The 22,457-nt window shown below is 61.0% G+C and carries 28 protein-coding genes and 1 riboswitch; of the genes, 17 read left to right on the plus strand and 11 right to left on the minus strand.

Translation table 11 applies throughout. The features are described from left to right. Window positions 1-90: 90 nt before the first annotated feature. From CFBP5499_RS03340 to CFBP5499_RS03350, 3 genes are all read left to right on the plus strand, one after another. Window positions 91-849: an SDR family oxidoreductase gene (locus CFBP5499_RS03340; protein WP_080825595.1), complete on the plus strand. Its 759-nt coding sequence runs from the start codon at window positions 91-93 to the stop codon at window positions 847-849. A 70-nt stretch (window positions 850-919) separates the two neighbouring features. After that, window positions 920-1,729 carry an AraC family transcriptional regulator gene (locus tag CFBP5499_RS03345; RefSeq protein ID WP_080825592.1) on the plus strand — a complete coding sequence of 270 codons (810 nt, stop codon included), beginning with the start codon at window positions 920-922 and terminating at the stop codon, window positions 1,727-1,729. Window positions 1,730-2,008: 279 nt separating this feature from the next. Beyond that, window positions 2,009-2,620 (plus strand): LysE family translocator, encoded by a 612-nt coding sequence (locus CFBP5499_RS03350; protein ID WP_080825590.1) that lies wholly within the window; start codon window positions 2,009-2,011, stop codon window positions 2,618-2,620. Between the two features lie 24 nt (window positions 2,621-2,644). On the opposite strand, the gene CFBP5499_RS03355 is transcribed toward CFBP5499_RS03350, so the two are convergent. Together CFBP5499_RS03355 and tam are read right to left on the minus strand one after the other, a co-directional pair. Beyond that, on the minus strand, window positions 2,645-3,472 hold the full coding sequence (locus CFBP5499_RS03355; protein ID WP_080825588.1) for an aldo/keto reductase: 828 nt from the start codon (window positions 3,470-3,472) through the stop codon (window positions 2,645-2,647). Between the two features lie 285 nt (window positions 3,473-3,757). Continuing rightward, on the minus strand, window positions 3,758-4,528 hold the full coding sequence (tam, locus tag CFBP5499_RS03360) for a trans-aconitate 2-methyltransferase (RefSeq protein ID WP_080825586.1): 771 nt from the start codon (window positions 4,526-4,528) through the stop codon (window positions 3,758-3,760). A 383-nt stretch (window positions 4,529-4,911) separates the two neighbouring features. Here tam and CFBP5499_RS03365 point away from each other — a divergent pair, with 383 nt between their 5' ends. Then, entirely contained in the window at window positions 4,912-5,793 is an 882-nt protein-coding gene (locus CFBP5499_RS03365; RefSeq protein ID WP_080825585.1) for a branched-chain amino acid aminotransferase, read from the plus strand. A 170-nt stretch (window positions 5,794-5,963) separates the two neighbouring features. Further along, on the plus strand, window positions 5,964-8,324 hold the full coding sequence (locus tag CFBP5499_RS03370) for a methyl-accepting chemotaxis protein (RefSeq protein ID WP_080825584.1): 2,361 nt from the start codon (window positions 5,964-5,966) through the stop codon (window positions 8,322-8,324). A 209-nt stretch (window positions 8,325-8,533) separates the two neighbouring features. On the opposite strand, the gene CFBP5499_RS03375 is transcribed toward CFBP5499_RS03370, so the two are convergent. Next, window positions 8,534-9,421 (minus strand): LysR family transcriptional regulator, encoded by an 888-nt coding sequence (locus tag CFBP5499_RS03375; protein WP_080825582.1) that lies wholly within the window; start codon window positions 9,419-9,421, stop codon window positions 8,534-8,536. A 57-nt stretch (window positions 9,422-9,478) separates the two neighbouring features. Between CFBP5499_RS03375 and CFBP5499_RS03380 the strand changes: the two genes are divergently transcribed. After that, window positions 9,479-10,060 (plus strand): GNAT family N-acetyltransferase, encoded by a 582-nt coding sequence (locus CFBP5499_RS03380; protein WP_199445962.1) that lies wholly within the window; start codon window positions 9,479-9,481, stop codon window positions 10,058-10,060. A 5-nt stretch (window positions 10,061-10,065) separates the two neighbouring features. Here CFBP5499_RS03380 and CFBP5499_RS03385 read toward each other — a convergent pair whose 3' ends face one another. Beyond that, the gene (locus CFBP5499_RS03385) at window positions 10,066-10,431 is read right to left on the minus strand and encodes a hypothetical protein (RefSeq protein ID WP_199445961.1); all 366 of its coding nucleotides are present in this window, start codon (window positions 10,429-10,431) and stop codon (window positions 10,066-10,068) included. 220 nt (window positions 10,432-10,651) lie between these two features. On the opposite strand from CFBP5499_RS03385, the gene CFBP5499_RS03390 reads away from it, so the two are divergent. Both CFBP5499_RS03390 and CFBP5499_RS03395 read left to right on the plus strand, forming a co-directional pair. Then, the gene (locus CFBP5499_RS03390; RefSeq protein ID WP_003509319.1) at window positions 10,652-11,254 is read left to right on the plus strand and encodes a superoxide dismutase; all 603 of its coding nucleotides are present in this window, start codon (window positions 10,652-10,654) and stop codon (window positions 11,252-11,254) included. Between the two features lie 112 nt (window positions 11,255-11,366). Then, window positions 11,367-12,218, plus strand: coding sequence for a metallophosphoesterase (locus CFBP5499_RS03395; RefSeq protein WP_080825580.1), 852 nt, complete (start codon window positions 11,367-11,369; stop codon window positions 12,216-12,218). Here the strand turns inward: CFBP5499_RS03395 and CFBP5499_RS03400 are convergent. Further along, window positions 12,210-12,941 carry a helix-turn-helix transcriptional regulator gene (locus CFBP5499_RS03400; protein ID WP_080825579.1) on the minus strand — a complete coding sequence of 244 codons (732 nt, stop codon included), beginning with the start codon at window positions 12,939-12,941 and terminating at the stop codon, window positions 12,210-12,212. The two genes, CFBP5499_RS03395 and CFBP5499_RS03400, sit on opposite strands and share 9 nt — an antisense overlap. 134 nt (window positions 12,942-13,075) lie before the next feature. Here CFBP5499_RS03400 and CFBP5499_RS03405 point away from each other — a divergent pair, with 134 nt between their 5' ends. From CFBP5499_RS03405 to CFBP5499_RS29870, 7 genes are all read left to right on the plus strand, one after another. Further along, window positions 13,076-13,720 carry a LysE family translocator gene (locus CFBP5499_RS03405; protein WP_080825578.1) on the plus strand — a complete coding sequence of 215 codons (645 nt, stop codon included), beginning with the start codon at window positions 13,076-13,078 and terminating at the stop codon, window positions 13,718-13,720. Window positions 13,721-13,921: 201 nt separating this feature from the next. Further along, on the plus strand, window positions 13,922-14,356 hold the full coding sequence (locus tag CFBP5499_RS03410) for a c-type cytochrome (RefSeq protein WP_173986471.1): 435 nt from the start codon (window positions 13,922-13,924) through the stop codon (window positions 14,354-14,356). Window positions 14,357-14,444: 88 nt separating this feature from the next. Further along, window positions 14,445-15,365 (plus strand): c-type cytochrome, encoded by a 921-nt coding sequence (locus CFBP5499_RS03415; protein ID WP_080825577.1) that lies wholly within the window; start codon window positions 14,445-14,447, stop codon window positions 15,363-15,365. Between the two features lie 201 nt (window positions 15,366-15,566). Further along, a riboswitch (cobalamin riboswitch) is annotated at window positions 15,567-15,793 on the plus strand. A 162-nt stretch (window positions 15,794-15,955) separates the two neighbouring features. Continuing rightward, window positions 15,956-16,138, plus strand: a complete 183-nt coding sequence (locus CFBP5499_RS03420; RefSeq protein ID WP_080825576.1) for a CbtB domain-containing protein — start codon at window positions 15,956-15,958, stop codon at window positions 16,136-16,138. Window positions 16,139-16,149: 11 nt separating this feature from the next. Further along, complete coding sequence (locus CFBP5499_RS03425; protein ID WP_080825575.1) at window positions 16,150-16,860, plus strand: CbtA family protein; 711 nt, start codon at window positions 16,150-16,152, stop codon at window positions 16,858-16,860. A 4-nt stretch (window positions 16,861-16,864) separates the two neighbouring features. Then, window positions 16,865-17,179, plus strand: a complete 315-nt coding sequence (locus tag CFBP5499_RS03430; RefSeq protein ID WP_080825574.1) for a hypothetical protein — start codon at window positions 16,865-16,867, stop codon at window positions 17,177-17,179. Then, window positions 17,166-17,312 (plus strand): hypothetical protein, encoded by a 147-nt coding sequence (locus CFBP5499_RS29870; RefSeq protein ID WP_158523271.1) that lies wholly within the window; start codon window positions 17,166-17,168, stop codon window positions 17,310-17,312. The genes CFBP5499_RS03430 and CFBP5499_RS29870 overlap by 14 nt, the downstream gene beginning before the upstream one ends. Before the next feature lie 41 nt (window positions 17,313-17,353). On the opposite strand, the gene CFBP5499_RS03435 is transcribed toward CFBP5499_RS29870, so the two are convergent. The 5 genes from CFBP5499_RS03435 to CFBP5499_RS03455 form a co-directional block, all read right to left on the minus strand. Then, window positions 17,354-17,920 (minus strand): type 1 glutamine amidotransferase family protein, encoded by a 567-nt coding sequence (locus tag CFBP5499_RS03435; RefSeq protein ID WP_080825573.1) that lies wholly within the window; start codon window positions 17,918-17,920, stop codon window positions 17,354-17,356. A 21-nt stretch (window positions 17,921-17,941) separates the two neighbouring features. Beyond that, window positions 17,942-18,430 carry a GNAT family N-acetyltransferase gene (locus CFBP5499_RS03440; protein ID WP_003509304.1) on the minus strand — a complete coding sequence of 163 codons (489 nt, stop codon included), beginning with the start codon at window positions 18,428-18,430 and terminating at the stop codon, window positions 17,942-17,944. Between the two features lie 194 nt (window positions 18,431-18,624). Continuing rightward, window positions 18,625-19,572, minus strand: coding sequence for a prolyl aminopeptidase (pip, locus tag CFBP5499_RS03445; protein ID WP_080825572.1), 948 nt, complete (start codon window positions 19,570-19,572; stop codon window positions 18,625-18,627). Window positions 19,573-19,655: 83 nt separating this feature from the next. Continuing rightward, complete coding sequence (locus tag CFBP5499_RS03450) at window positions 19,656-20,069, minus strand: MerR family transcriptional regulator (RefSeq protein WP_080827422.1); 414 nt, start codon at window positions 20,067-20,069, stop codon at window positions 19,656-19,658. A 61-nt stretch (window positions 20,070-20,130) separates the two neighbouring features. Beyond that, window positions 20,131-20,493, minus strand: coding sequence for a hypothetical protein (locus CFBP5499_RS03455; protein ID WP_080825571.1), 363 nt, complete (start codon window positions 20,491-20,493; stop codon window positions 20,131-20,133). Window positions 20,494-20,621: 128 nt separating this feature from the next. Here CFBP5499_RS03455 and dmeR point away from each other — a divergent pair, with 128 nt between their 5' ends. Continuing rightward, window positions 20,622-20,894: a Ni(II)/Co(II)-sensing transcriptional repressor DmeR gene (gene dmeR, locus CFBP5499_RS03460; RefSeq protein ID WP_080825570.1), complete on the plus strand. Its 273-nt coding sequence runs from the start codon at window positions 20,622-20,624 to the stop codon at window positions 20,892-20,894. Between the two features lie 41 nt (window positions 20,895-20,935). Beyond that, window positions 20,936-21,943 (plus strand): CDF family Co(II)/Ni(II) efflux transporter DmeF, encoded by a 1,008-nt coding sequence (gene dmeF, locus CFBP5499_RS03465; RefSeq protein WP_080825569.1) that lies wholly within the window; start codon window positions 20,936-20,938, stop codon window positions 21,941-21,943. A gap of 10 nt (window positions 21,944-21,953) precedes the next feature. Here dmeF and CFBP5499_RS03470 read toward each other — a convergent pair whose 3' ends face one another. After that, complete coding sequence (locus CFBP5499_RS03470) at window positions 21,954-22,241, minus strand: hypothetical protein (RefSeq protein WP_080825568.1); 288 nt, start codon at window positions 22,239-22,241, stop codon at window positions 21,954-21,956. Window positions 22,242-22,457 lie beyond the last annotated feature (216 nt).

Here is a 22,457-nt window from a genome sequence, read left to right on the forward strand (position 1 = left end):
TTGGGTAAGTATAAATCTTTTGGGTGCCTACTTTCGATTGGAGAGTATCATAGCTAACTTCCTTTCACCCAACAAGCAAAGGATGTTCCAATGAAAATCTCGGGCAATACCATTCTCATCACTGGCGGCGGTTCCGGCATCGGCCGGGCGCTGGCGGAAGCCTTTCATCAGGCCGGCAACAAGGTCATCATTTCCGGCCGCCGCCAGGCTGTGCTCGACGAGGTGACTGCCGCCAATCCCGGCATGGCCGCGATGGTCATGGACGCGACCGACGCCGAAGGCATTCGCGCTTTTGCCGACGCTCTGGTAAAAGCCCATCCCACCCTCAACGCCGTCATCAACAATGCCGGCATCATGCGGCCGGAAGACATCGCCGCCGCGCCTGACTATCTCGATACGGCGGAAGAAACCATCGCCACCAATCTCCTTGCCCCCATCCGGCTGACGGCAGCGCTTTTGCCGCATTTCCTCAAGCAACCGGTCGCCACGGTGCTGACGGTGTCCTCCGGCCTCGCCTTCGTGCCCATGGTTCTCACCCCCACCTACAGCGCCACCAAATCGGCCATCCATGCCTATTCCGTCGCGCTGCGCGAGCAGTTGAAGGAAACGCCGGTGGAGGTCATCGAAATCGTGCCGCCCTATGTGCAGACGACACTGATGGGCGAGGGGCAGGCCAATGATGAAAGAGCCATGCCGCTTGAAGCCTTCATTTCCGAAGTGATGGATATTCTCGCCAATCGCCCGGATGAGAAGGAAGTGGTGGTGGAACGCTGCAAGCCTTTGCGTTTTGCCGCGCAGAACGGCAATTTCGATCAGGTGTTCGCCATGGTCAACCATATGCATCCTTGAGGGCCGGCGTCTGTCGCATAGGGATATCCTGTGATAGCGTCGCGCTCTTATCCGCGGAGCGTGCGCTTTCATGGGCCAAGCCCAGTTCCTGATGCCGAAAACCGTTCTGCCCGGTGTCGCCGCCGTGGTGGCGGACAGCGACCGCTCCTTTCCGCGCCACATGCATGACCAGTTCGGCATCGGTCTGATCGAACGCGGCGCACAGAAATCGCTTTCCGGCCGCGGCATGGTGGAGGCCGGGGCCGGCCATGTCATCACCGTCAATCCGGGCGAGGTGCATGACGGCATTCCGCTCGGAGAGGGTGGCCGTGCCTGGCGCATGCTCTATCTCGACATTGAGATCGTCCGCGGCGCCATTGCCGATATCAGCGAGAAGGATCGCGGCACGTTCGAATTCGCCTATCCCGTGGATACGAGACCTCTGGCGGAGCGGTTCAACGCTGTCTTTTCCGCCGTCACTGCGAAGGAACGACCGGGCGAAACCCTTGATAGTGACGAGACCCTGCTGATGCTTCTGGCGCATGCCATGGAGACGGTGGTCAACCGGCCTGACATGGCTGCACCCGACGCCATAAGGCGGGCGAAAAGCAGCATCGATGACGACCCCGCCCGCCCGTTCCGCCTTGCCGATCTGGCCGGGGAGGCAGGCATGAGCCAGTTCCGCTTCCTGCGGGCCTTCGCCAGGACCACGGGCCTGACGCCGCACAACTATCTTCTCCAGCGCCGCGTCCATCTGGCCCGGCATGCGTTGGCTAGCGGCGTGCGGCCCGCCGAGGCCGCCTTCATTGCCGGTTTTGCCGACCAGAGCCATCTGAACCGGTTCTTTGTGCGCCAATTCGGAGTGACACCGGGAGTGTATCGGGCGGCGACACGCGGCTGATCTTCGCTCTTTTTCGTCATACCGACCTTGAGCCGGAATCCCGCCGTCGCGCGTCTGCGCGGCGAAAAAACTCTTTCAGACCAATGGCTTGGGCTGGCTGGATGCGGGATCAGGTCCGGCATGACGGACGGAGAGGAATTGGCGCATCAACTCACCGCTGGAATACGCCGCAATCCGGCGATGACGGTGTGCGGATGTGGCGCTGCAATTTCATCCAAGACACCCACCCCACGCATCATCATGCTCCCGTCCTCCACCCCAAGAGGACAGACCCGCACCATGACACCCGAATTCCTCATCACATCCTTCATCGTCGCCGCCTCTCCCGGAACCGGCGTGGTCTACACGCTGGCCGCCGGCCTCTCGCAGGGGGCGAGGGCGAGCGTCGTCGCGGCCTTCGGCTGCACGCTCGGCATCGTGCCGCATCTGCTCGCCGCCATCACCGGGCTTGCCGCCATCCTGCACACCAGCGCACTGGCCTTCAGTGTGGTCAAATATCTGGGGGTTGCCTATCTCCTCTACATGGCGTGGAATACGCTGCGGGAAGATGGCGCACTGAAGATCGATGAGACGAGGCAGCGGCAGAAGGCCGCCCGCGTCATCGCTGAGGCGATCCTCATCAATCTGCTGAACCCGAAACTATCGATCTTCTTTTTCGCCTTTCTGCCGCAGTTCATCGCGCCGGGCGAGCTTTCGCCGACAGGCCGCATGGTCGAGCTCGGGCTGATCTTCATGGCCATGACGTTTCTGGTCTTTGCGCTTTACGGCTGCTTTGCCGCCTCGGTCCGGCGGCAGGTCGTGTCGCGCCCGGCGGTTCTTACCTGGCTGAGGCGCAGCTTGGCCGCCGCTTTCGTGGCGCTGGGTGCGAAGCTGGCCCTGACCGAGCGGTAAGACCCGAGCGGATAGCCGGCCGCCTCAGTCGTCCCAATCGGGTGCCAGATGGCCGGGGCTGACGATGCGGCCGTTCGGCCTGGCGAGCGCATGGATCGCCTGCATTTCCTCTTGCGTGAGCGCAAAATCGAAAATGTCGAAATTCTCCTTGAGGCGACTTTCCGTCGCCGTTTTGGAAAGCGCCACGATATCCGGCTGCTGCACCGCCCAGCGCAGGGTCACCTGCGCGGCGGTCTTGCCGTGCTTCGCGCCGATATCCTTCAGGACAGGATCGTTCGGCACCTTGCCGTCAGCCATCAGATAATAGGCCGTCACCGACATGCCGTGCTTGCGCGCCGCGGAAATCACCTTCGTCTGGTCGAGATAGGGGTGATATTCGATCTGGTTGGTGGCAAGGGGCGTGTCGGAGAGTTTCACCGCCTCTTCGGTCAGCGCCACGTTGAAGTTGGAAATGCCGATATTGCGGGCCTTGCCGGCCTTGCGCACCGCATTCAGCGCGCCCATGCGCTCGGCAAGCGGCACATCGCTTTGCGGCCAGTGCAGCAGCAGCAGATCGACATAGTCAGTCTTCAGTTTCGCAAGGCTTTCATCGACCGAAGCCAGAAAGTCATCGTGGCGGAAGCGGTCCACCCACACTTTGGTGGTCAGGAAGATATCGTGCCGGGAAATGCCCGATTGCGCGATGACTTCACCGACGGCACCCTCGTTCTTGTAGATTTGCGCGGTATCGACATGGCGGAAACCGAGTTTCAACGCTTCCGGCAGAATGCGCCTCACATCGTCTTCCGGGATGCGGAAGGTGCCGAAACCGAGGGCGGGAATATTCGCGCCATTCGCGCTGACGTCGTACATGGTGTCTCTCCTGTTTGCTGAAAACATCGCCGGCGAAAGGTGCCGGGTGGGGAAGCCGTCTTTCTTTAACTGGTGTCGTCGCGATCGGTTTCAACCGTGCGGGAACGATATCATATCAGCACACAATCCACCGGGCGCGGGTCGGCGGTCTCGCCCATTGCCTCGCGCAGATTTATCTCGACGGTGGTAGTGGCGAGGATGCGAAGATCCCGACCCCTGTCTACATGGTGGTGGCTCGGGGCGGCGGCCCACGGCCCGCACTTCAGCAGCGTCGAGTTCAGTGCCCTACTTCTTCACCGCCACCACGAAAAGTCGGGGGAAGCGCAACAGTAACCGGCCGTCCGCCATGGGTGGATAGGCCGCTGCGATGCGCCGCGTATAGTCGGCGAGGAAGGCTTCGTGGTTTTCCTCGCCGGCGGCTTTAAGATAGGGGCGCAGCCCCGTACCCTTCACCCATTCGACGATGCTGTCCGCATCCTTCATCGGGTGATTGTAGATGGTGTGCCACACATCCACGCGGGCCGATTTCGGCGTCAGCGCGTTGAAGTAGTCGGATGGCGTGGGCAGCGGCTTGCGGCGTAGCCTGCCGTCGGCAAACGTCTCTTTCCATGTGCCGTTCGCTCCGGTTGCTTCCATCGCGGTATGCGTCGGTTCCTGCAGATTGTCGGGCATCTGCACGGCCAGAACGCCGCCGCTTTCCAACTGGTCCATCAGTTGTGATAAAACGGCAAGGTGGTCCGGCACCCACTGGAAAACCGCGTTGGCATAAAGCAGGTCGGCCTTTTGCGCCGGCTTCCATTTTGCAAGATCGGCCTTGCCGAAACGGGTGTTCGGCAGCCGGTCCGCTGCCTTTTCCAGCATGTCGTCGTCGCTGTCGATGCCGGTGATGACGTTGACGCCGTAACGATCGGTCAGAAGCTCGGTGGAATTGCCGGGGCCGCAGCCGAGATCATAGCCGTTCAGCACGCGCTCCAGCGGCACCTGGGCCAGAAGGTCCCTTGCGGGCCGTGTCCGCTCATCTTCGAATTTCAGATATTGGTGGGCGGACCATGCCATGATTTCCTCCTGCGGAAACGTCGTATCCGGATGGGCGAACGAGGACGGGCAGAGGGCGCTGCAAGCGCCGTCAGAGCCCTACCATCGCATGCGCGAAATCGCGCCGCCATCATCAGATGCATGAATTATTGTGATGAATCTATTCATCAACCTTTTGTTTCGCCTCACAAAACGTCTTTGTCGGGGCCTGCATTTGTTATTTTCCATCAAAATCAGATATGGCGGCAATTAAAACTTGACCTGTCTGGGCGAGAGGCATTCACTCCGCCCGATTTCCAGCAGATGCCGGTTAAGAACGCGAAGCGTTTTGCGTCCGGAAATGCACCAGTACAAAAAGACGGAGCGTTTTCGCCAGACGGAAATGCTTGATACAGGAGACCGTTATGAGCGTCGATACCGCACCCCGATCAACCACCTGGACCTATGTTGACGGTCAATGGCTGCCCGGCAATCCGCCGCTCATCGGCCCGACCTCGCACGCCATGTGGCTGGCCTCCACGGTGTTCGATGGCGCGCGCTGGTTTGATGGTGTAGCCCCCGATCTCGATCTGCATTGCCAGCGCGTCAACCGCTCTGCGATCAACATGGGCATGAAACCGACCATGACCGCGGAAGAGATCGAAACCCTGGCGCTGGAAGGCGTCGGGAAATTCGACGGCGAGATGGCAATCTATATCAAGCCGATGTATTGGGCCGAGCACGGCATGCCCGGCAGCGTCGTGGCGCCGGATGCCAGCTCCACCCGTTTTGCGCTCTGCCTCTTCGAAGCGCCGATGGATGCCGGCAAGCCGCTGACGCTTACCGTCTCGCCGCTGCGCCGTCCGTCGCCAGAGACCGCGATGACCGATGCCAAGGCCGGCAGCCTTTATCCCAATAGCGGCCGCGCCATTCTGGAAGCCCGCTCGCGCGGTTTCGACAATGCCCTGATGCGCGACATGAACGGCAATGTCGCCGAATCCGCCTCGGCCAACATCTTCATGGTCAAGGATGGCGTCGTCTTCACCCCTGTCCCGAACCGCACCTTCCTTGCCGGCATCACCCGTTCGCGCGTGATCGGCCTTCTGCGTCAGGCCGGTTTCGAAGTCCAGGAAGCGACGCTGTCGGTCGAAGATTTCCGCGAAGCCGATGAAATCTTCTGCTCGGGCAATTATTCCAAGGTTTCGCCTGTCGTGAAGCTGGATGACCGCGAATTGCAGGCAGGTCCGGTCGCCCGCAAGGCGCTTGATCTCTACATGGATTGGGCACGTCTCGGCGCAGACGTCTGACATCCGCATCCATTGCGTTAAACGCGGCCATGGCTGGCATTCGTCCGGTCATGGCCGTTTTTGTTGCGGCGCAAAAAAAATCCCCAAAAAGATGGGGGAGTTTAATCCAATTTTAGACAAGCTTATTTTAGCTTGCGGCATCTTCATTTCCGGCTAGCGGGGGCCGCCAGATGTCTTTCAGCATTCGTAATGTACTTGTTGGATTTTTCCTTACAATCAGCCTTGCGCTGGCCGGTCTGGTCGGCACTGAATTGTCGCGATCGGCCAATCGCGCCGGCACGTTTTCAGAGGTCGCGCAGCTCGTCTCGCTCGACAAGCTGCTTTTCAATGCGCTTTTGAATTTCCGCAGCGAACGCGGCGACAGCGCCACTGCGTTGACGCTCGATCCGTCGAAATCGGCAGGCAGCATCGCCAGCGTGCAGGCCGCACGACTGAAGGTGGATGCCGCCATGACGGCGTTCCTTACACAGTCGGCATCGCTCGATAGCGCGCAGCTGCAGGCGCCGCTCAAGCGCGTGAAAGATGTCTATGCGCAGTTCGTCGAGCTCAGAAAGAAGGTCGACGCCAATGTCTCGCAGCCGCTCGACCGGCGCGAAGCTGGGCTCGACAAGACGGTCATGACGCTCGGCGGCGATTTCCTCGCCTCGCTCGAAGTCGGTTCGATGGCGCTTGAAGGCACTGTCCGCTCTCTCGATCAGGGCCAGACCGGTTTGATCCAGCTGCGCTCCTATGGCTGGTCCGCCCGCGCGCTGGGCGGCAGCGCCACCGTCGTTCTCAACGCTGCCGTTGCCCAGAACCGGCCCCTGACCGCGCAGGAAATGCAGCAGCTCGGCGCATTCGATGCCGGTGCGGCTTTCGCGTGGAAGGCGACCGGCGATCTGGTTGCCCATGAATCGACGCCGCAGTCGCTCAAGGATATCTACGCCACCGCGGACAAGACCTATTTCAAGGGCGATTTCAACACCCAACGCACCAAGCTCATCGATGACCTGAACAATGGCCGCACGCCCGCCTTCACCATGGATAGCTGGCGCACCACCGTCACCGAAAATCTCGGCACGATTGCAAAAATCGCCTCTGCCGCGATGGATGTGCTCGATGCCAATGCCGCAAAGGCAAAACAGGACGCCTTCATCGGTGCGATGCTCTATCTGGCCGTCTTCGTCCTTACGCTGGCGCTCTGCATTGTGTCGCTTGCCGTCATTGTCGGCCGCGTCACCCGGCCGATCAGCCGCCTGACCAACGCGATGATGGAGCTTTCGGGCGGCAATCTTGCAATCGATGTCGCCGGCGCAAAACGCGGTGATGAGATCGGCGAGATGGCCCGCGCCGTGGAAATCTTCCGCGAGGCGGCCATCCGTAACCGGCAGCTGGAAGCGGACGCCGTCGCCAATCGCGAGCAGGCCGAGCGGGACCGCATCGAGTTGCAGCAGCGCGCCGAGGCCGAGGCCGAAGAACGGCTCAACCAGGCCACGGGTTCGCTGGCGGGCGGTCTTCGCCGTCTCGCCTCCGGCGACATGGTCTGCGAGATCGCAACGCCGTTCGCGCCCCAATTCGAAGCGTTGCGACACGATTTCAACAGCTCCGTGCATCAGCTGCGCGAGGCGCTGACGAGCGTCGGCCAGTCCGTTCAGACGGTGAATGGCGGCGCGCATGAGGTTTCCTCGGCATCCGACGATCTTTCCCGCCGCACCGAGCAGCAGGCCGCTTCACTGGAAGAGACGGCTGCTGCGCTGGAAGAGATCACCGCCAATGTGTCCGCCACCTCCAAGCGGGCCGGCGAGGCGCGTGACACGGTGCGGGAAGCAAGGACAAAGGCCGATCTTTCCGGCAAGGTGGTGCGCGATGCCGTTTCCGCGATGGAACGCATCGAACATTCCTCGCGCCAGATCGGCCAGATCATCGGCGTCATCGACGAAATCGCCTTCCAGACCAACCTTCTGGCGCTGAATGCGGGCGTCGAGGCGGCAAGGGCGGGCGACGCCGGCAAGGGCTTTGCCGTCGTCGCACAGGAAGTTCGTGAACTGGCGCAGCGTTCCGCCAATGCGGCGAAGGAAATCAAGCAGCTCATCAACACCTCAGCCGTTGCGGTGGGTGAGGGCGTGAAGCTGGTTGCCGATACCGGCGTCGGGCTTTCCGAAATCGAGCAGCTGGTGCTGTCCGTCAACACCCATATGGATGCCATCGCCACGGCGGCGCAGGAGCAGTCGGCCGGTCTCTCCGAGGTCAATACCGCCGTCAACCACATGGATCAGGCTACGCAGCAGAATGCCGCCATGGTCGAGGAAATGAATGCGGCCGGTGCCGGTCTCGCGCAGGAATGTGCCAATCTCCAGGCCCTGCTTGCACAGTTCCAGCTCGGCCAGCAGGCCTCGGCATTGCGGGAGACGGCACGGCATATGCAGCGCGCCGCAAGCCCTGCGCGCACTCCGGCCGCACCCATCGCAGCACCTGCACGGGCCCGCCCCGTCGCCGCTTCGCGAGGCAATGCGGCTGTGGCTGTGAAGGGGGATGACTGGACGGAGTTCTGAAGCCAGCCAGAGGGCCGCGAGCTGAGTGTTGTACTCCATCACCCCGACTAGATCCGGGGTCCAGTGCGATCAAGTCTTTGATCGCGAAAGAGTCTTCTCACGGCGCGGACGCGCCGTGGCTGGATGCCGAATCTAGGCCGGCATGACGGAGGAGAGGTATCGTCCTCTTCTTCAACCGTATAAGCCCGCACCCGAGGTCGGTGCGGGCCTCACCCTTTCCCCACATCCGGCAATGCACCGGCAAGCGCCCTGAGCGGCGCGGTCATATGTTTGTCGCGCCTCATCGCCAGCGCAATCCGCCGTTCGAGCGGCGGTTCGAGAGAGCGCCATTCAAGCCCGGATGCGGCACCTTCATGTTCCACGGCCATGCGCGGCACGATGGCAAGGCCAAGACCTGCGCCCGCCAGTTTCTTGATGGCCTCGACGCTGCCCAGTTCCATGGCGGGCTGCACGGTGCGGCCGCTGGCTGAAAACCATTGGTCCACGAGTTTGCGCGTATTGCCGCCCTCGTAAAGCAGCAAAGATCGGATCGACAGCATTTCGGCAGTCAGCGCCGTTGCGGCAGGCACGGAGCCATGCGGGAACACCGCGACGAGTTCGTCGAGATGGATGTCGCGGATATCGAGGCTGCGGCCGCTGGCGGGCAGGGCCACCACCGCCGCGTCGATCGTATTGGCCTCCAGAAGCCGTAATATATCGTGGGTATTGCCTGTTTGCACGACGATGTCGATGCCCGGCATCGCCTTCCGGATGCGGCCGAGCACCGGCGGCAGCAGGTAGATGCAGGCGGTGGCGCCCGTGCCGATCCGCAGGCTGCCCGTCGCCCCGCTGCGGTGGGGCGCAACCGTTTCGATGGCATGCGCCACCTCTTCGGATATGCGCCTTGCATGGATGAGAAAATCCCGCCCTGCGGCCGTAGGCTGCGCACGCCTGCCGACGCGCTCGACCAGCCGCACGCCCAGCTGCTTTTCCAGAAGCCTTATATGCAGGCTGATCGCCGGCTGCGTCAGCCCCGCTCTGTCGGCGGCGGCGGAAAAACTGCCGAGATCGGCCACATCCATGAAACTGCGCATCTGCCGGAGATCGAGGTCCATCATCAAAGAAAACCTTATCGTTTGTATAAGATAGATAATCTTTATTTTGGATGCGCCGCAATGCAGAATGAGGGCGTGAATGATCCGCAGGACAAGAGAATGACCCTTTCCACCATTTCCAGCCTTTCGATCCGCCCCTGCGAGGAAGCGGATATTCCAGCCATTACCGAAATCTACCGCGATGCCGTGCTTCATGGCCGCGCCAGCTTCGAGATCGATCCGCCGAATGCGGAGACGATGGCCGAGCGACGCCGCCTGCTGGTGGAAGGCAACTATCCCTATCTCGTCGCCGAACACGATGGAAAAGTTGCCGGATATGCCTATGCCGGCGCCTATCGCGCCCGCCCGGCCTATGGCGCGACGGTCGAGGATTCCGTTTATATCGACCCGGCCATGAAGGGCATGGGCATCGGCCGCAAACTGCTCGATGCGCTGATCGCGGAAGCCACCGCGCGTGGCTTCCGGCAGATGATCGCCGTCATTGGAGATAGCGCCAATGCGGCTTCAGTCGGCGTGCACCGCGCTGCCGGTTTCGAGCTTGTCGGCACCTTCAAATCCATCGGCTGGAAACATGGCCAATGGCTGGACACGGTGCTGATGCAGCGGGCCTTGGGCGAGGGCGATACCACGCCGCGTTTCTAAGTCCTTCAGGGCTTCGTGGAGCCGGGGATTTCCACCTTCAGCGTGTCGCCGGCAAGCTCGCTGCCCAGTTCCACGGCCTTGGTCTTCTTGTCGTAGACGCAGATATGGCTGATCGTAGCGTCTGCGCCCCCATTCTTGTCCATGAATTTCGCCTTGCCGGTAATGATGGCAAGCCCGTAATTCTCGCTGCCAACCGGATCGACCACCGCCTTGGCATCCTCGATCATGTCCCTGGCCCCGGCAAGGCATGCCGTCTGCACGTCCGCCACGAATTCCTTCCAGGCATCGTCCGACGATGCGGCGGCCGGCAGGGCGAGGCAGGAGAGGGCGGCGGCGACAAGGATAAGGGGACGGATCAAAGGGCGGGTCATGGAATTTCCTTCCTGCAATATCATCAAAAGCGAACCGATAGGGTGGAAAACGGTACGCCAGGGTTGTGAAACAAATGTGGTGGCGGCTGGCTTGAGAGGAATTTTCTCTTTTGTCGGAACATTTTGATATTTCACAGGTTGCCCAAACAGAGCTTCGCTCCTATGGTCCGCTCACACGGTTTCTAGGAGCGGTAACCCGCTGCAAAAAGGAGTAAAAACCATGGCCTTCGAACTTCCTGAACTCCCCTACGACTACGACGCGCTTGCACCCTACATGTCGCGCGAGACGCTCGAGTTCCATCACGACAAGCACCACAAGGCTTACGTCGATAACGGCAACAAGCTGGCTGCCGAAGCCGGTCTTTCCGACCTGTCGCTCGAGGAAGTCGTGAAGAAGTCCTTTGGCACCAATGCCGGCCTCTTCAACAACGCTGCCCAGCATTACAACCACGTCCATTTCTGGAAGTGGCTGAAGAAGGACGGCGGCGGCAACAAGCTGCCGGGCAAGCTGGAACAGGCATTCGCCTCCGATCTCGGCGGCTATGACAAGTTCAAGGCCGATTTCATCGCCGCCGGCACCACGCAGTTCGGTTCCGGCTGGGCATGGGTTTCCGTCAAGAACGGCAAGCTCGAAATCTCCAAGACCCCGAACGGCGAAAACCCGCTGGTTCACGGCGCAGAGCCGATCCTCGGCGTCGACGTATGGGAACACTCCTACTACATCGACTACCGCAACCTGCGTCCGAAGTACCTCGAAGCCTTCGTTGATAACCTCATCAACTGGGACTACGTCCTGGAGCGTTACGAAGCCGCTGCCAAGTAAGGCTTGCGGAACGGAATTTTTCGAACACCCGGCCTTCGTGCCGGGTGTTCTGCTTTTGGCATCTCGTGCGCTGTCACAAGCCTGTCATCAGCCGGGTTTATCGCGGCGCATCATGACTGAAAAAAGCACGCCTCTCTTCTCCTTCGGCATTGTCGCCGATCCCCAATATGCCGACGCTGATCCCCGTCCGGACATGGGCCGTTATTATGCCGAAAGCCCGAAAAAGCTGGCTGAAGCGATCGACACCTTCAACCGTGAGGACCTCGCCTTCGTGGTGACGCTCGGCGATATCATCGATCGCGGCTTTGAAAATTTCGATGCGATCCTCAGCGTTTATGACGCGCTTCGCCACCCCTCGGTGCTGCTGCCGGGCAATCACGATTTCGCCGTTGCTCCCGAGCATCTTTCCGCCATCCACGCCCGCCTCGGCATGAAGGCCCCCTGGTATGATTTTGCCATCGGCGACATCCGTTTCGTCGTGCTTGACGGTAACGAGGTCAGCCTCTTCGCCCCGCCGCCCGGCGATCCGCGCCGCGTGGTTGCGCAGGAACGGTTGAAGCGCCTCAGGGATGCCGGTGCGATCAATGCACAGGACTGGAACGCCTCGCTCAGTGACGGCCAATTCGAATGGCTGCGCACCGTTCTGGAAAAGGCGGATGTGGCGGGCGAAAGGGTAATCGTGCTGTGCCACTATCCCGTCTATCCGGAAAACGCCCATAATATGTGGGACTCACCGCGCATCCTCGATCTTCTCGGCGCCCATCCGTCCGTTGCAGCGTGGTTCAACGGCCATAATCACGAGGGCAATTACGGGACGCTCGGCACAACCCACTTCGTCAATTTCAAGGGCATGGTGGATACGCCTGACCAAAACACCTTTGCCATCGCCGATGTCTTCGCCGACCGGATCGTGATTCGCGGTTTTGGGCGCGAGGAGGATCGGGTGCTGGAATACTTACGGTAAAGCGCCGTCTGAGATCGGCCGTCCTATCTCGCCACCCGGCTGGCTGCTCTGCCAGCCGCTCATCCACAATTGCCGCAGCTTCTCGCCTTCCATCTTGAAGAAGCTGCCCGTCGGGGCGCAATCCAGCACCCGGTCGGAACGGAAATTGCGGATCGCGTGGCGCAATTCGCACCAGGCGACGATGTTCACCGTCTCGGAATAATAGATCACGGCAATCGGCCGAACCCGTCGCTGCGTTTCCGCGCCGGTCTCGTCGCGATAGCGCAGGTCCAGCCGCTCTTCATCGCGCACTGCCCGTCTGACCGTTGCAAGATCGATGCCGGCCGGTGCGGGCGCGATGCTGCCCCAGGCGTGCAGGGCATTGGCGGAAAGTGTCTTCGACAGCGGTTCGGGCAGGGAGGCGGCGATCTTGTCGCTGACCTTTTTCGCCGCCTGGCGCAATTCCGCATCACTGGAGCGGCCAACCATGGCGAGCGCAAGCACGATAGCCTCCGTTTCTTCGATGGAGAACATCAGCGGCGGCAGGTTGAAGCCGGGACGCAGGATGTAACCGACGCCGCGCTCGCCTTCGATCGGCACGCGCATGGTCTGGAGCGCGGCGATATCGCGATAGACCGAGCGCACCGTCACCTCCAGCATGTCGGCAATCGTCTGCGCGGTCACCGGGCGGCGCGCCAGCCGCAGGATCTGGATGATCTCGAACAGTCTCGACGCCTTGCGCATAATCCACATTTCCATGTGATAGGACGACACAACTGACACAACGTTGTCAGTTGGCATTTTTTATAAGCGGAAAAACACATTGAGAAACAAATGCTTTCCCGAATGTGCCATCATCTGCTTTGAGGGATACTGACATGAATTATGCTGAAAATCTCTGGCTTTTCTTCCTGCTCCTGTTCGGCATCATCATCCTGCCGGGCATGGACATGATGTTCGTCTTGGCAAGCGCGCTGACCGGCGGCAGGAAAACGGGGCTTTCTGCGGCAAGCGGCATGAGTGCGGGCGGCATCGTGCATTCGCTTTATGGCGCCGCCGGCGTCGGGTTGCTCGCCACCTGGCTGCCATCTCTGTTCCTGCCGCTTCTTATCGGCGGGGCTGCCTATATGGTCTGGATCGGCATTGGCCTGATGCGCAGCGCCATCACCGTCAATGGCGATGAGGCGCAGGCAAGCGCCTCCGCCAGAAAGGCATTCTGGAGGGCGGTAATTACCTGCCTTTCCAATCCCAAAGCCTATCTCTTCATGATGGCGGTCTATCCGCAATTCATCAAACCCGGCTTTGGGCCGATCTGGATGCAGGGGTTGGTGATGGGCGCAATGGTGGCCGTGACGCAGTTTGCCGTCTATGGGACCGTGGCCCTGACGGCCGACAGAAGCCGGGCCTGGCTTATCTCGTCGCCCGCTGCCACGATTTTCATCGGCCGCGCCGCAGGCTTTCTGCTGATTGCCGCCGCGCTCATGACCTTTTGGGAGGCATTTTCCTGGAGCATGGGCGAATGATTGAGGATGCCGCGCGATTTCAGCCAGCAGTCAGATGCGCGCCATAAAAGCCAATCGAGGCCCGCATCGGGGCCTCGTCTAGACTTCTGTTTTCACGGCGTTATTCACCGCAATGTGACTTCTTTTCGCCATCCGGAAAGGGCATCCTCGCGCCGTTCCATCTAGCGCCCGGTGTCCCGGCCGGATTAAAGGAGAGTGTGCATGAAACTGAAAACCATCACGGCGGCCATGCTGTTCGGCTGTCTTTGCGCCGGAGCTGTTTATGCTGCCGGCGAAGTCGAAAAACGTGAAGGCTTGATGAAGCAGATCGGCGGCTCCATGGGTGCGCTCGCTGCCATCTCCAAGGGCGAAAAACCCTTTGACGCCGCCGCCGTCAAGGCTGCCGTGACGACCATCAGCACCAATGCCAAGGCTTTCCCCGACCAGTTCCCCGCTGGCACCGAGACCGGCAGCGCGGCCGCTCCCGCCATCTGGGAAAACTTCGCGGACTTCAAGGCCAAGGCCGCCAAGCTCGGCACGGATGCGGACATGGTTCTCGCCAATCTCCCCGCCGATCAGGCCGGCGTCGCCACCGCCATGAAGACACTCGGCGCCGATTGCGGCACCTGCCACCAGACTTATCGTTTGAAGAAATAAACGAAGCATCTGGAAACGCCGCCCGCTGGCGGCGTTTTCCCGGCACGAAAGGCATCTGACCGGGTCAGATGAGAATGGGGAGTGGGGTATGTCCTCCATCTGGACGAAGCTTGTGGGCGGGGCCGTGGTTGCGGCCATTGCGGGCTACGGAATTTTTGCCTGGGTCACCGCACCGGAACGTCAGGCGCCGAGCCATTGGGTGAGCCTCGGTGAGCCTGATCTCGCCAATGGCGAAACGCTGTTCTGGGCGGGCGGCTGCGCAAGCTGTCACGCCGCAGCTGATGCCAAGGGCGAGGCGCTGCTGACGCTTTCGGGCGGGCAGGCGCTGAAAAGCCCTTTCGGCACCTTCCATGTTCCCAATATTTCCTCTGATCCGCAGCACGGCATCGGCAGCTGGACGCTGGCGGAATTCGGCGATGCCATGACGCGCGGCGTGGGCAAGAACGGCGAACATCTTTATCCGTCCTTTCCCTATGCCTCCTATGCCCGCATGACGCAGAAGGACATCAACGATCTCTTCGGATATCTGAAGGTCCTGCCCGCCAGCCAGAATGATGCACCGGATCACGAGCTGCCTTTCCCCTTCAACCTGCGCATGGCCCTGGGCGGCTGGAAACTCCTCTATTTCGATACTTCCGCACCGCCGCGTGTCGAACTCGCCAATGCCAATGCCGAATTGCTGCGCGGGCAATATCTGGTGGAAGGGCCGGGCCATTGCGGTGAATGCCATACGCCCCGCGACGCGCTGGGCGGCTTCGTGAAGGATCAATGGCTGGCCGGTGGTCCCAATCCGGAAGGCGAGGGTCGCATTCCCGATATCACCACCGGTTCGAAAAGCGTCGGAAGCTGGGCCGAAGCCGATATTGCCAGCTATCTGGAAACCGGCTTCACCCCGGAATTTGACAGCGTCGGCGGCTCCATGGTCAAGGTGCAGCAGAACATGGCGCATCTGACCGCCGAAGATCGCGATGCGATTGCCGCTTATCTGAAGGCCATTCCGGCGCGGTAACAGGGCTCGTTTCGCTGGCACTCGCCCCCGCCCAACGTCATGCTCGGGCTTGTCCCGAGCATCTGCAACCGATCGATTTTCCGATACGTGATTGGATCCTCGGGACAGGCCCGAGGATGACGGACGGGAGCGCGGTGGCCGATGGCAGCCCCGTGAGTACATCAAGCGCGCTGCCGCCATTGACTCCCGCCCGCACCCGACGGATAACAATCCTGTGATGGTTCCTTCCGGGCGTTCCGGAAGGTGAAAAGGGAACACGATAGGGAGCGATCCTCATTCGTGGCTGCCCCCGCAACTGTGAGCGGAGAGCCTGAAACGAAATGCCACTGGCAAGCCATCTCGCCTCCATTCAGGCGAGGGCGATGCCGGGAAGGTGTTTCAGGTTTTGACCCGTAAGCCAGGAGACCTGCCATCACGGAAATATCCATGCCGGCGGGGTGTCCGGAAGAGCGGAATTTCAGGGTGGCGGGATCAATGCCTCCCTGTGTCAGTCTCGTATCCCCGTGGTGAAGTATATCGCATGCGGTCTTGCGGCTTGTGCCGTTCGGCCGCGTCTAAAGGCGCGGGGTCGCGCCGGGAGAGGGGTCACCATGTCCACCAACCTGAATACGGCCAATTCAGCCGTTTCCGCAAAAACAGCCAGCTTCGCGCAATCGCTGACGGCGATCGTGCTTGGACTGTTCGTCGTCGGTTTTGTCGGCTTTTCCCATGTGGAAGCCGTTCACAATGCCGCGCATGATACGCGCCATGCCAATGCCTTCCCCTGCCATTGAGGGGAAACGGCATGTCATTCTTTCGCAATATCGTCTTCACCGCCGTTCTCGTCGGCATCGTCAGTGGTTTCGCCGTGTCTGCCATGCAGGCGGTCAGTACCACGCCGCTCATCCTCCAGGCGGAAACCTATGAAAGCGCTGGCGAAGCGCCTCATAGTCATGATGCACCGGCGCCCGGCGCCGCGGTTCCCGCCCATGAGCATAATGACGAGGCCTGGGCTCCGGCCGATGGTTTCGAGCGCACGGCCTATACGGTTGCCGCCAATGTGCTGACCGCCATCGGTTACGCGCTGGTGTTGACCGGCCTGATTTCGTTGCGCGGCACCAATACCGGCTGGCGTGAGGGGCTTCTTTGGGGCGTCGCCGGCTTCGCCGCCGTCATGCTGGCTCCGATGATCGGCCTGCCGCCGGAACTGCCGGGAAGCCCGGCCGCCGCACTTGAGGCACGGCAGATCTGGTGGCTCGCGACCGTTGCCGCAACCGCCGGCGGCATTGCGCTGATCGCCTTTCGCCGTGAACCCTGGGCGGTTCTGCTGGCGCTGGTGCTGATCGTCGCGCCGCATGTAGTGGGAGCACCCCTGCCGCCGGAAGGCGAACATGCGCTGGCGCCGTTGCCGCTGGAGCGTCAATTCATCGTTGCCGCTACCATCACCAGCTTCGTCTTCTGGGCGCTGATCGGCACGCTGAGCGCGTTTTTCCTGAAGCGCTTCCAGCAGGCATAAGCTTATGCAGGACGCAGCGGAATGGAGTGAGGAACTCGATGCGCTGCGTTTTGCCGTTCCCGGTCACGGCGCTTTCTGCGCCGTGCACCGCCTCGCCTTCAAGGCCGTTCTCGGGGCGACCCCGGGGCGCGAGGCGGCTCTTGCCTGTTTTCATGAGCACGAAGCTGCTTTTATCGCTGCGGCTCTCAGCAAGATAAAACGCTCGAATTTGCCCGCCGGCCGCAGCCTGCATCTGAACAGCCGCGATATTCGCCGTGCGATTGCAGGTGAGGGCGATGCGTCGGCGGCGCGGGTGTGCCGGGTGCTTGATCGATATTGACTGGCTCGATATTCCCGCCTCCGTCATCCCGGCCTTGAGCCGGGATCCAGTCGACGCGCGTCTGCGCGGCGGGAAGAGTTTTTTTCAGCCCAAGGACTTGGGCTGGCTGGATTCCGGCTCAAGGCCGGAATGACGGGGAGGTGGAGGGCTGTAAAGCATTGAAGCCGGTACGCCTCACCGATGCTCCGCCGCAAAAACCTGAAGTTCCGCCTCGGCTTCCGGACCAAAGAGGCCGAGGCTTTTCAGAATTTCCACAGCGAAACTCACCGGCGCGCTGCCGGCGGCCGTGATGATGCCGCCATCGCTGACCGCTTTCGGCTGGTCGCGATAAAGCGCTTCACCGCGATAGGCCGGATAGGCCTTGTGTGATGCCAGTGCATTGCCGGTGTGGGCGACATCGTTCAGAACACCCTTGCCAGCCAGCGCGCTTGCCGCTGCGCAGATGCCGGCGACCAGCCGGTCCCTGTCGCGAAACCGCTTGACCAGCCTGCCAAGATCGGCAGCCGTTCCCTTTTCCCAGCTGAGACCGCCGGGAATGACGAGCGCATCGATGTCAACAGGATCGAGCGCGTCATAGGATGTGTCCGGCGTCACCTTCAGCCCACCCATCGAGGTTACCGGCCTGCCATCAGGCGTGGCGTGAATGATCTCGACGCCGAGATAGCTGCGCGCTGCCGCAGCAAGCAGCGCCGGTTCCCAGTCCGCAAAATCCTGCGCCAGCGCAATGGCGATCCGTGTCATGGCCGTCTCCGTCGGTTTTAATCAGGCGATGGACTGCATGTAACGCATGCCGGTGACCGGCCGTGGCGCGAAATCCATGTTTTCGTAGAAACGATGCGCCGCCACATTGCCTGTTGTGGCACTGACGGAAAGATAGTCGCAGCCGAGACGCTTAGCGATATCGCGGGCACGGGACACCAGATGCTGGCCGGTGCCATGACCGCGATGGCCGTCACGCACGAAGAGATGGTGCAGTTCCAGTCCACGCCGGCCTTCCTGCGCCCTGTAGAGCGGCAGAAGCAGGGCGTAACCGATCAGCGCGCCATCGGCCTCGGCCACGAGCCCATGCACCCAGGGAAGCGGGCCGAACAGGTCGCGTTCCAGTTTCGCGGGCGTGATCGCCGCCGCATCGCCGTGGTAGGAGGCAAGCAGCGTGATCATCTCGTTGAGCTCGGGCAGATCGGTCTTGCGCGCGCCGCGAATGATGACGACGGGCGGTCTTTCGAGTGTAAGGGAGCTATCTTCGGTCATTTTTTCGGTCCTTTGGTCTTATCGGTGCCGTCAGGACGTTTGAAAACAACAAAGCCGCCTGACGGCGGCTTGTTGACAATATGATCTGTCGAGCCGCCCTTAAAGGAAGGCCCAAAAGTACGAGCAGGAGATGGGTGCGCGTTCGTTGATCATGGGAAATGCAATGCGCCCGAATCCGTAATCTGTCAAGCGGGTCAATTCGCAAATCGCGCGATTGCCGATACGATCGCGTCTTCCATTCCCGCATCACCGGTAGAATGGCCCGCGCCGTCGATGGCGATTAGCTGGCTCCCCGGCCATGCGGCTGCGAGTTCGTAAGCAGTGACGGGCGGTCCCTGCAAATCGCGCATGCCCTGAATGAGTATGCCGGGTATACCAGACAAAATGCCAGCGTCGCGAAGAAGTGCGCCTTCGTCAAGCCATGCAGCGTGGTGAAAATAATGGGCGCAAAGGCGGGCGCGCGTAAGAATATAGTCGCCGTCGCGCCATTTTTCCGAGAAGGCCGAGGTGCTATCAGCGGTAATCGAACCCGCCTCCCACAAATGCCATTCGAAAGCGGCCATCGCTCGGACGGCTGGGTCAGCGTCGTTCAGGAGCCGGTGATAAGCGCCGACCGGATCCCTCTTCGACATGTGACCCGGAATTGCCGCAACGAAACGCTGCCACTGTTGCGGCAGGAACATCGCCAGCCCCTTGTACAGCCAGTCGATTTCCTTCTGTCGCGTGGTGGTAATGCCTGCCAGCACCATTGCGCGCACGCGTTCCGGATGCCGCTGGGCATAGGCCAGTGCGAGCGTGGCGCCCCAGGAACTGCCGTAAACCAGCCAGTTATCTACCATGAAGGTGGAACGAATGGCCTCCATGTCATCGATCAGATGATGCGTGGTGTTATGCTCGAGGTTTTCGGCGGCGTTCGGCGTGCTTCTGCCGCAGCCGCGTTGGTCGAACTGGATAATGCGGTAAACGGCAGGATCGAAGTAGCGCCGCGCCGTCACCGAAAGCCCAGAGCCAGGGCCGCCGTGCAGTAGGACTGCCGGCCGTCCCGCTGGATTGCCGGCAATCGTCACATGCAGCCTGTGGCCTTCGGAAACCTCAAGGAAAATAGTCTCGAACGGGGTGATCTCGGGAAATATCTCGGCCATCCGGCATCTCATTTTCAAGCGGGTGGGAGGCGCATACAGCGCGTGGGTGACAGCTGAATGTCAGTCCCGTTTTCGCTGCTTGCTCAATGCTCGCCCTCACACATACCGTGGTTGGAAAGCGCGCGGATGACGTAGCAATCCTCGATCGAATGGCCGTGGCAATGGGAGACGATGCGTTCCAGCTCGTGTTCCAGCTTCTTCAGGCTGGTAATCTTTTCGCGCACATGGTCAAGGTGCTCGGCGGCGATGCGGTCGGCACCTTCGCAGGGCATCTGCCGGTGCTGGCTGAGCGCGAGCAGCTCGCGGATGGCCTCGATATTCAGGCCGAGATCACGCGCATGGCGGATGAAGGCCAGCCTTTCGAGGTCGGATTTTTCGTAACGGCGCTGGTTGCCATCGGAACGATCCGCCTCGCGGATGAGGCCCATCTGCTCGTAATAACGGATCGTCGGCACTTTCACGCCGGTGCGTTTCGACAGTTCACCGATGGACAGCATGGCTTTCTCCATATCTCCAGTCTCTAGAGATATGGCTTTTCCACCCGCTGTTCAATGGGTTTCAGGCAGCTTCGTCCACGCCGAGTGCCTGGGCGAGCGCCTTCAGAACTTCCGCCTCGATGCCGGATGCGGCCTCAGGCTGCACGGAAGCGGCCATATCGAGGGTCGGCTTGGTCGTGGCAGAGGCGCCGCTATCGAGATTCCACAGCGCGGCGGCGAGGCCGGCGGAAGCACCGGCGGCAACGCCGGTGACGGGGGAAACTGCCGTGGCAATGTCTTCCGCGCTCGAAATGGCGCGGTGCGCCGCGCGGGTCAGTTCCAGCAGGGCCTGGGTGGTCGAATGGGCTTCCTTGCTTTTTGTCGGCTCAAGGGTCCGGACCGGAGAGGCGTAAGAAATGCTGGTGGTTGCTGCGATAGTCGTCATGACTGATTCCCCCAAGTTTTGATGGGCCAAATTTAAGGGCCGAAACATTCGCGAGGATTGCGTCAAGCGGGACTTGATAGGAAAATCGCCGTCATATAGTATACCCCCCTATAGTATATGAGGTGCTCATGTCTCACACGATCCGCAACAAGGACAAGCTGCTTGCCCGCATCCGCCGCCTGAAGGGGCAGATGGAGGCGGTGGAGCGCGCATTGGACGATGCCAAGCCCTGCGGTGAGGTGCTGCAATTGCTCGCCTCCGTGCGCGGAGCGCTGTCAGGCCTGACGGGGGAGGTGATGCAGGAGCACCTGCACGAACATGTGGTTCATGCCGAAAATGAAGACGAGCGGGCGCGGGCGGCGGAAGATCTGGCCCAGGTGCTGAAGACCTACATCCGGTAAATTAGCGTAGGCCGGGTAGAGTAGAGAGAGGATTGAGCGACATGACGACGACTTCCGAACCTTTCGCCGTGGCGGAGCACCATCATATCTATCTCGGCCAGAATCATGAGCGCAATGAAAGGCGCGTCTGGATGGTCATTGCATTGACCACCGTCATGATGGTGGCGGAGATCGTCGCCGGCCACTGGTTCGGCTCCATGGCGCTGACAGCGGATGGCTGGCACATGTCCACCCATGCGGGCGCGATGCTGATTTCGGCGCTCGCTTATCTCTATGCAAGGCGCGAGGCACGCAATCCGCGCTTCAGCTTCGGCACCGGCAAGTTCGGTGATCTCGCCGGTTTTGCCAGCGCCGTCGTGCTTGCCGTGGTGGCGTTGCTCATCGCCGTCGAAAGCGGCCTGCGCCTCATCAGCCCCGTCGAAATCGATTTCAACCAGGCGATTCTCGTCGCCGTCATCGGCCTTGCGGTCAATCTTGTCAGCGCTGTTCTGCTGAAGGATGACCACCACCACGATCATGGCCACGGCCATGGTCGCGCGCACGGTTCGCATGCCCATCATGGCCATGGCAGCCATGCCCACCACGATCACGGTTCGCATGCGGCGCACGGCGCAAAGGGCGGGCGGGACAATAATCTGCGCGCCGCCTATCTGCATGTGCTGGCGGATGCGCTGACCTCGGTCCTTGCCATCGTCGCGCTGCTGCTCGGCAAGTGGAACGGCTGGAACTTTCTCGACCCGTTGATGGGCATTGTCGGCGGTCTGGTTATCGCCCGCTGGTCATGGGGGCTCATTCGCTCCACCGCAACGACCTTGGTCGATGCGGTGCCGCTGACGGATGATCTGCCGCAGGAAATCCGTGAAAGCGTGGAAACGGAAGAGGATCGCATCACCGACCTGCATGTCTGGCAGGTGGGCCCCGGCCATCATGCGGCCATCGTGGCGATCCATTCGCAAGCGCCGAAAGCGCCGGCATTTTATAAGCAGAAACTTGCCGCGATACATGAACTCTCGCATGTGACGGTGGAAGTCAGCCCGGCAAGTGCATGATGGGAATCGCCTATTCGGTATATTCCGAATAGGCTGTGCGCACCCATTCCGCCTGCGCTTCCGCCGTATCTTCGGCGGAGGCGGCCGGTGCGTCCTGATAGGCGGGCGCACTGCCATTGCCAACGGCCCACAGAACATTGGCCAGCGACTGGGAAAGAATGGTGCTGGAAACGGTCGGGTTGCCGGGGCCGCGTTTTACGGCCTGCTCTTCCGGCGCAGTTTGGGCGCTGCCAGCTTTTTCAATGTCGCGGATGCGACCCTGGTAGTTATATCCGCCAATATTGCTTTCGATCTGCATGTCGGTGATTCCGCGTTCAAAAGTTAACGAATAGTTAACGGCGGCGACTTGCGTGAGCCTTGCGTCTGCTGCGCTGCAATGAGGGTCGAGGCTTGACAGCCGGCGAAGTAGTGCTTCGTTTTTGCAGGGGGAGCATGCAGAAGTGCAGGGTGTTTATTCTTGCAGCGTCAGGCCGCTGATACCAGAGGCACCCCATTTCTCGTCATTCCGGCCTTG

The sequence above is a fragment of the Agrobacterium tumefaciens genome, assembly GCF_005221325.1.
GTDB lineage: Bacteria > Pseudomonadota > Alphaproteobacteria > Rhizobiales > Rhizobiaceae > Agrobacterium.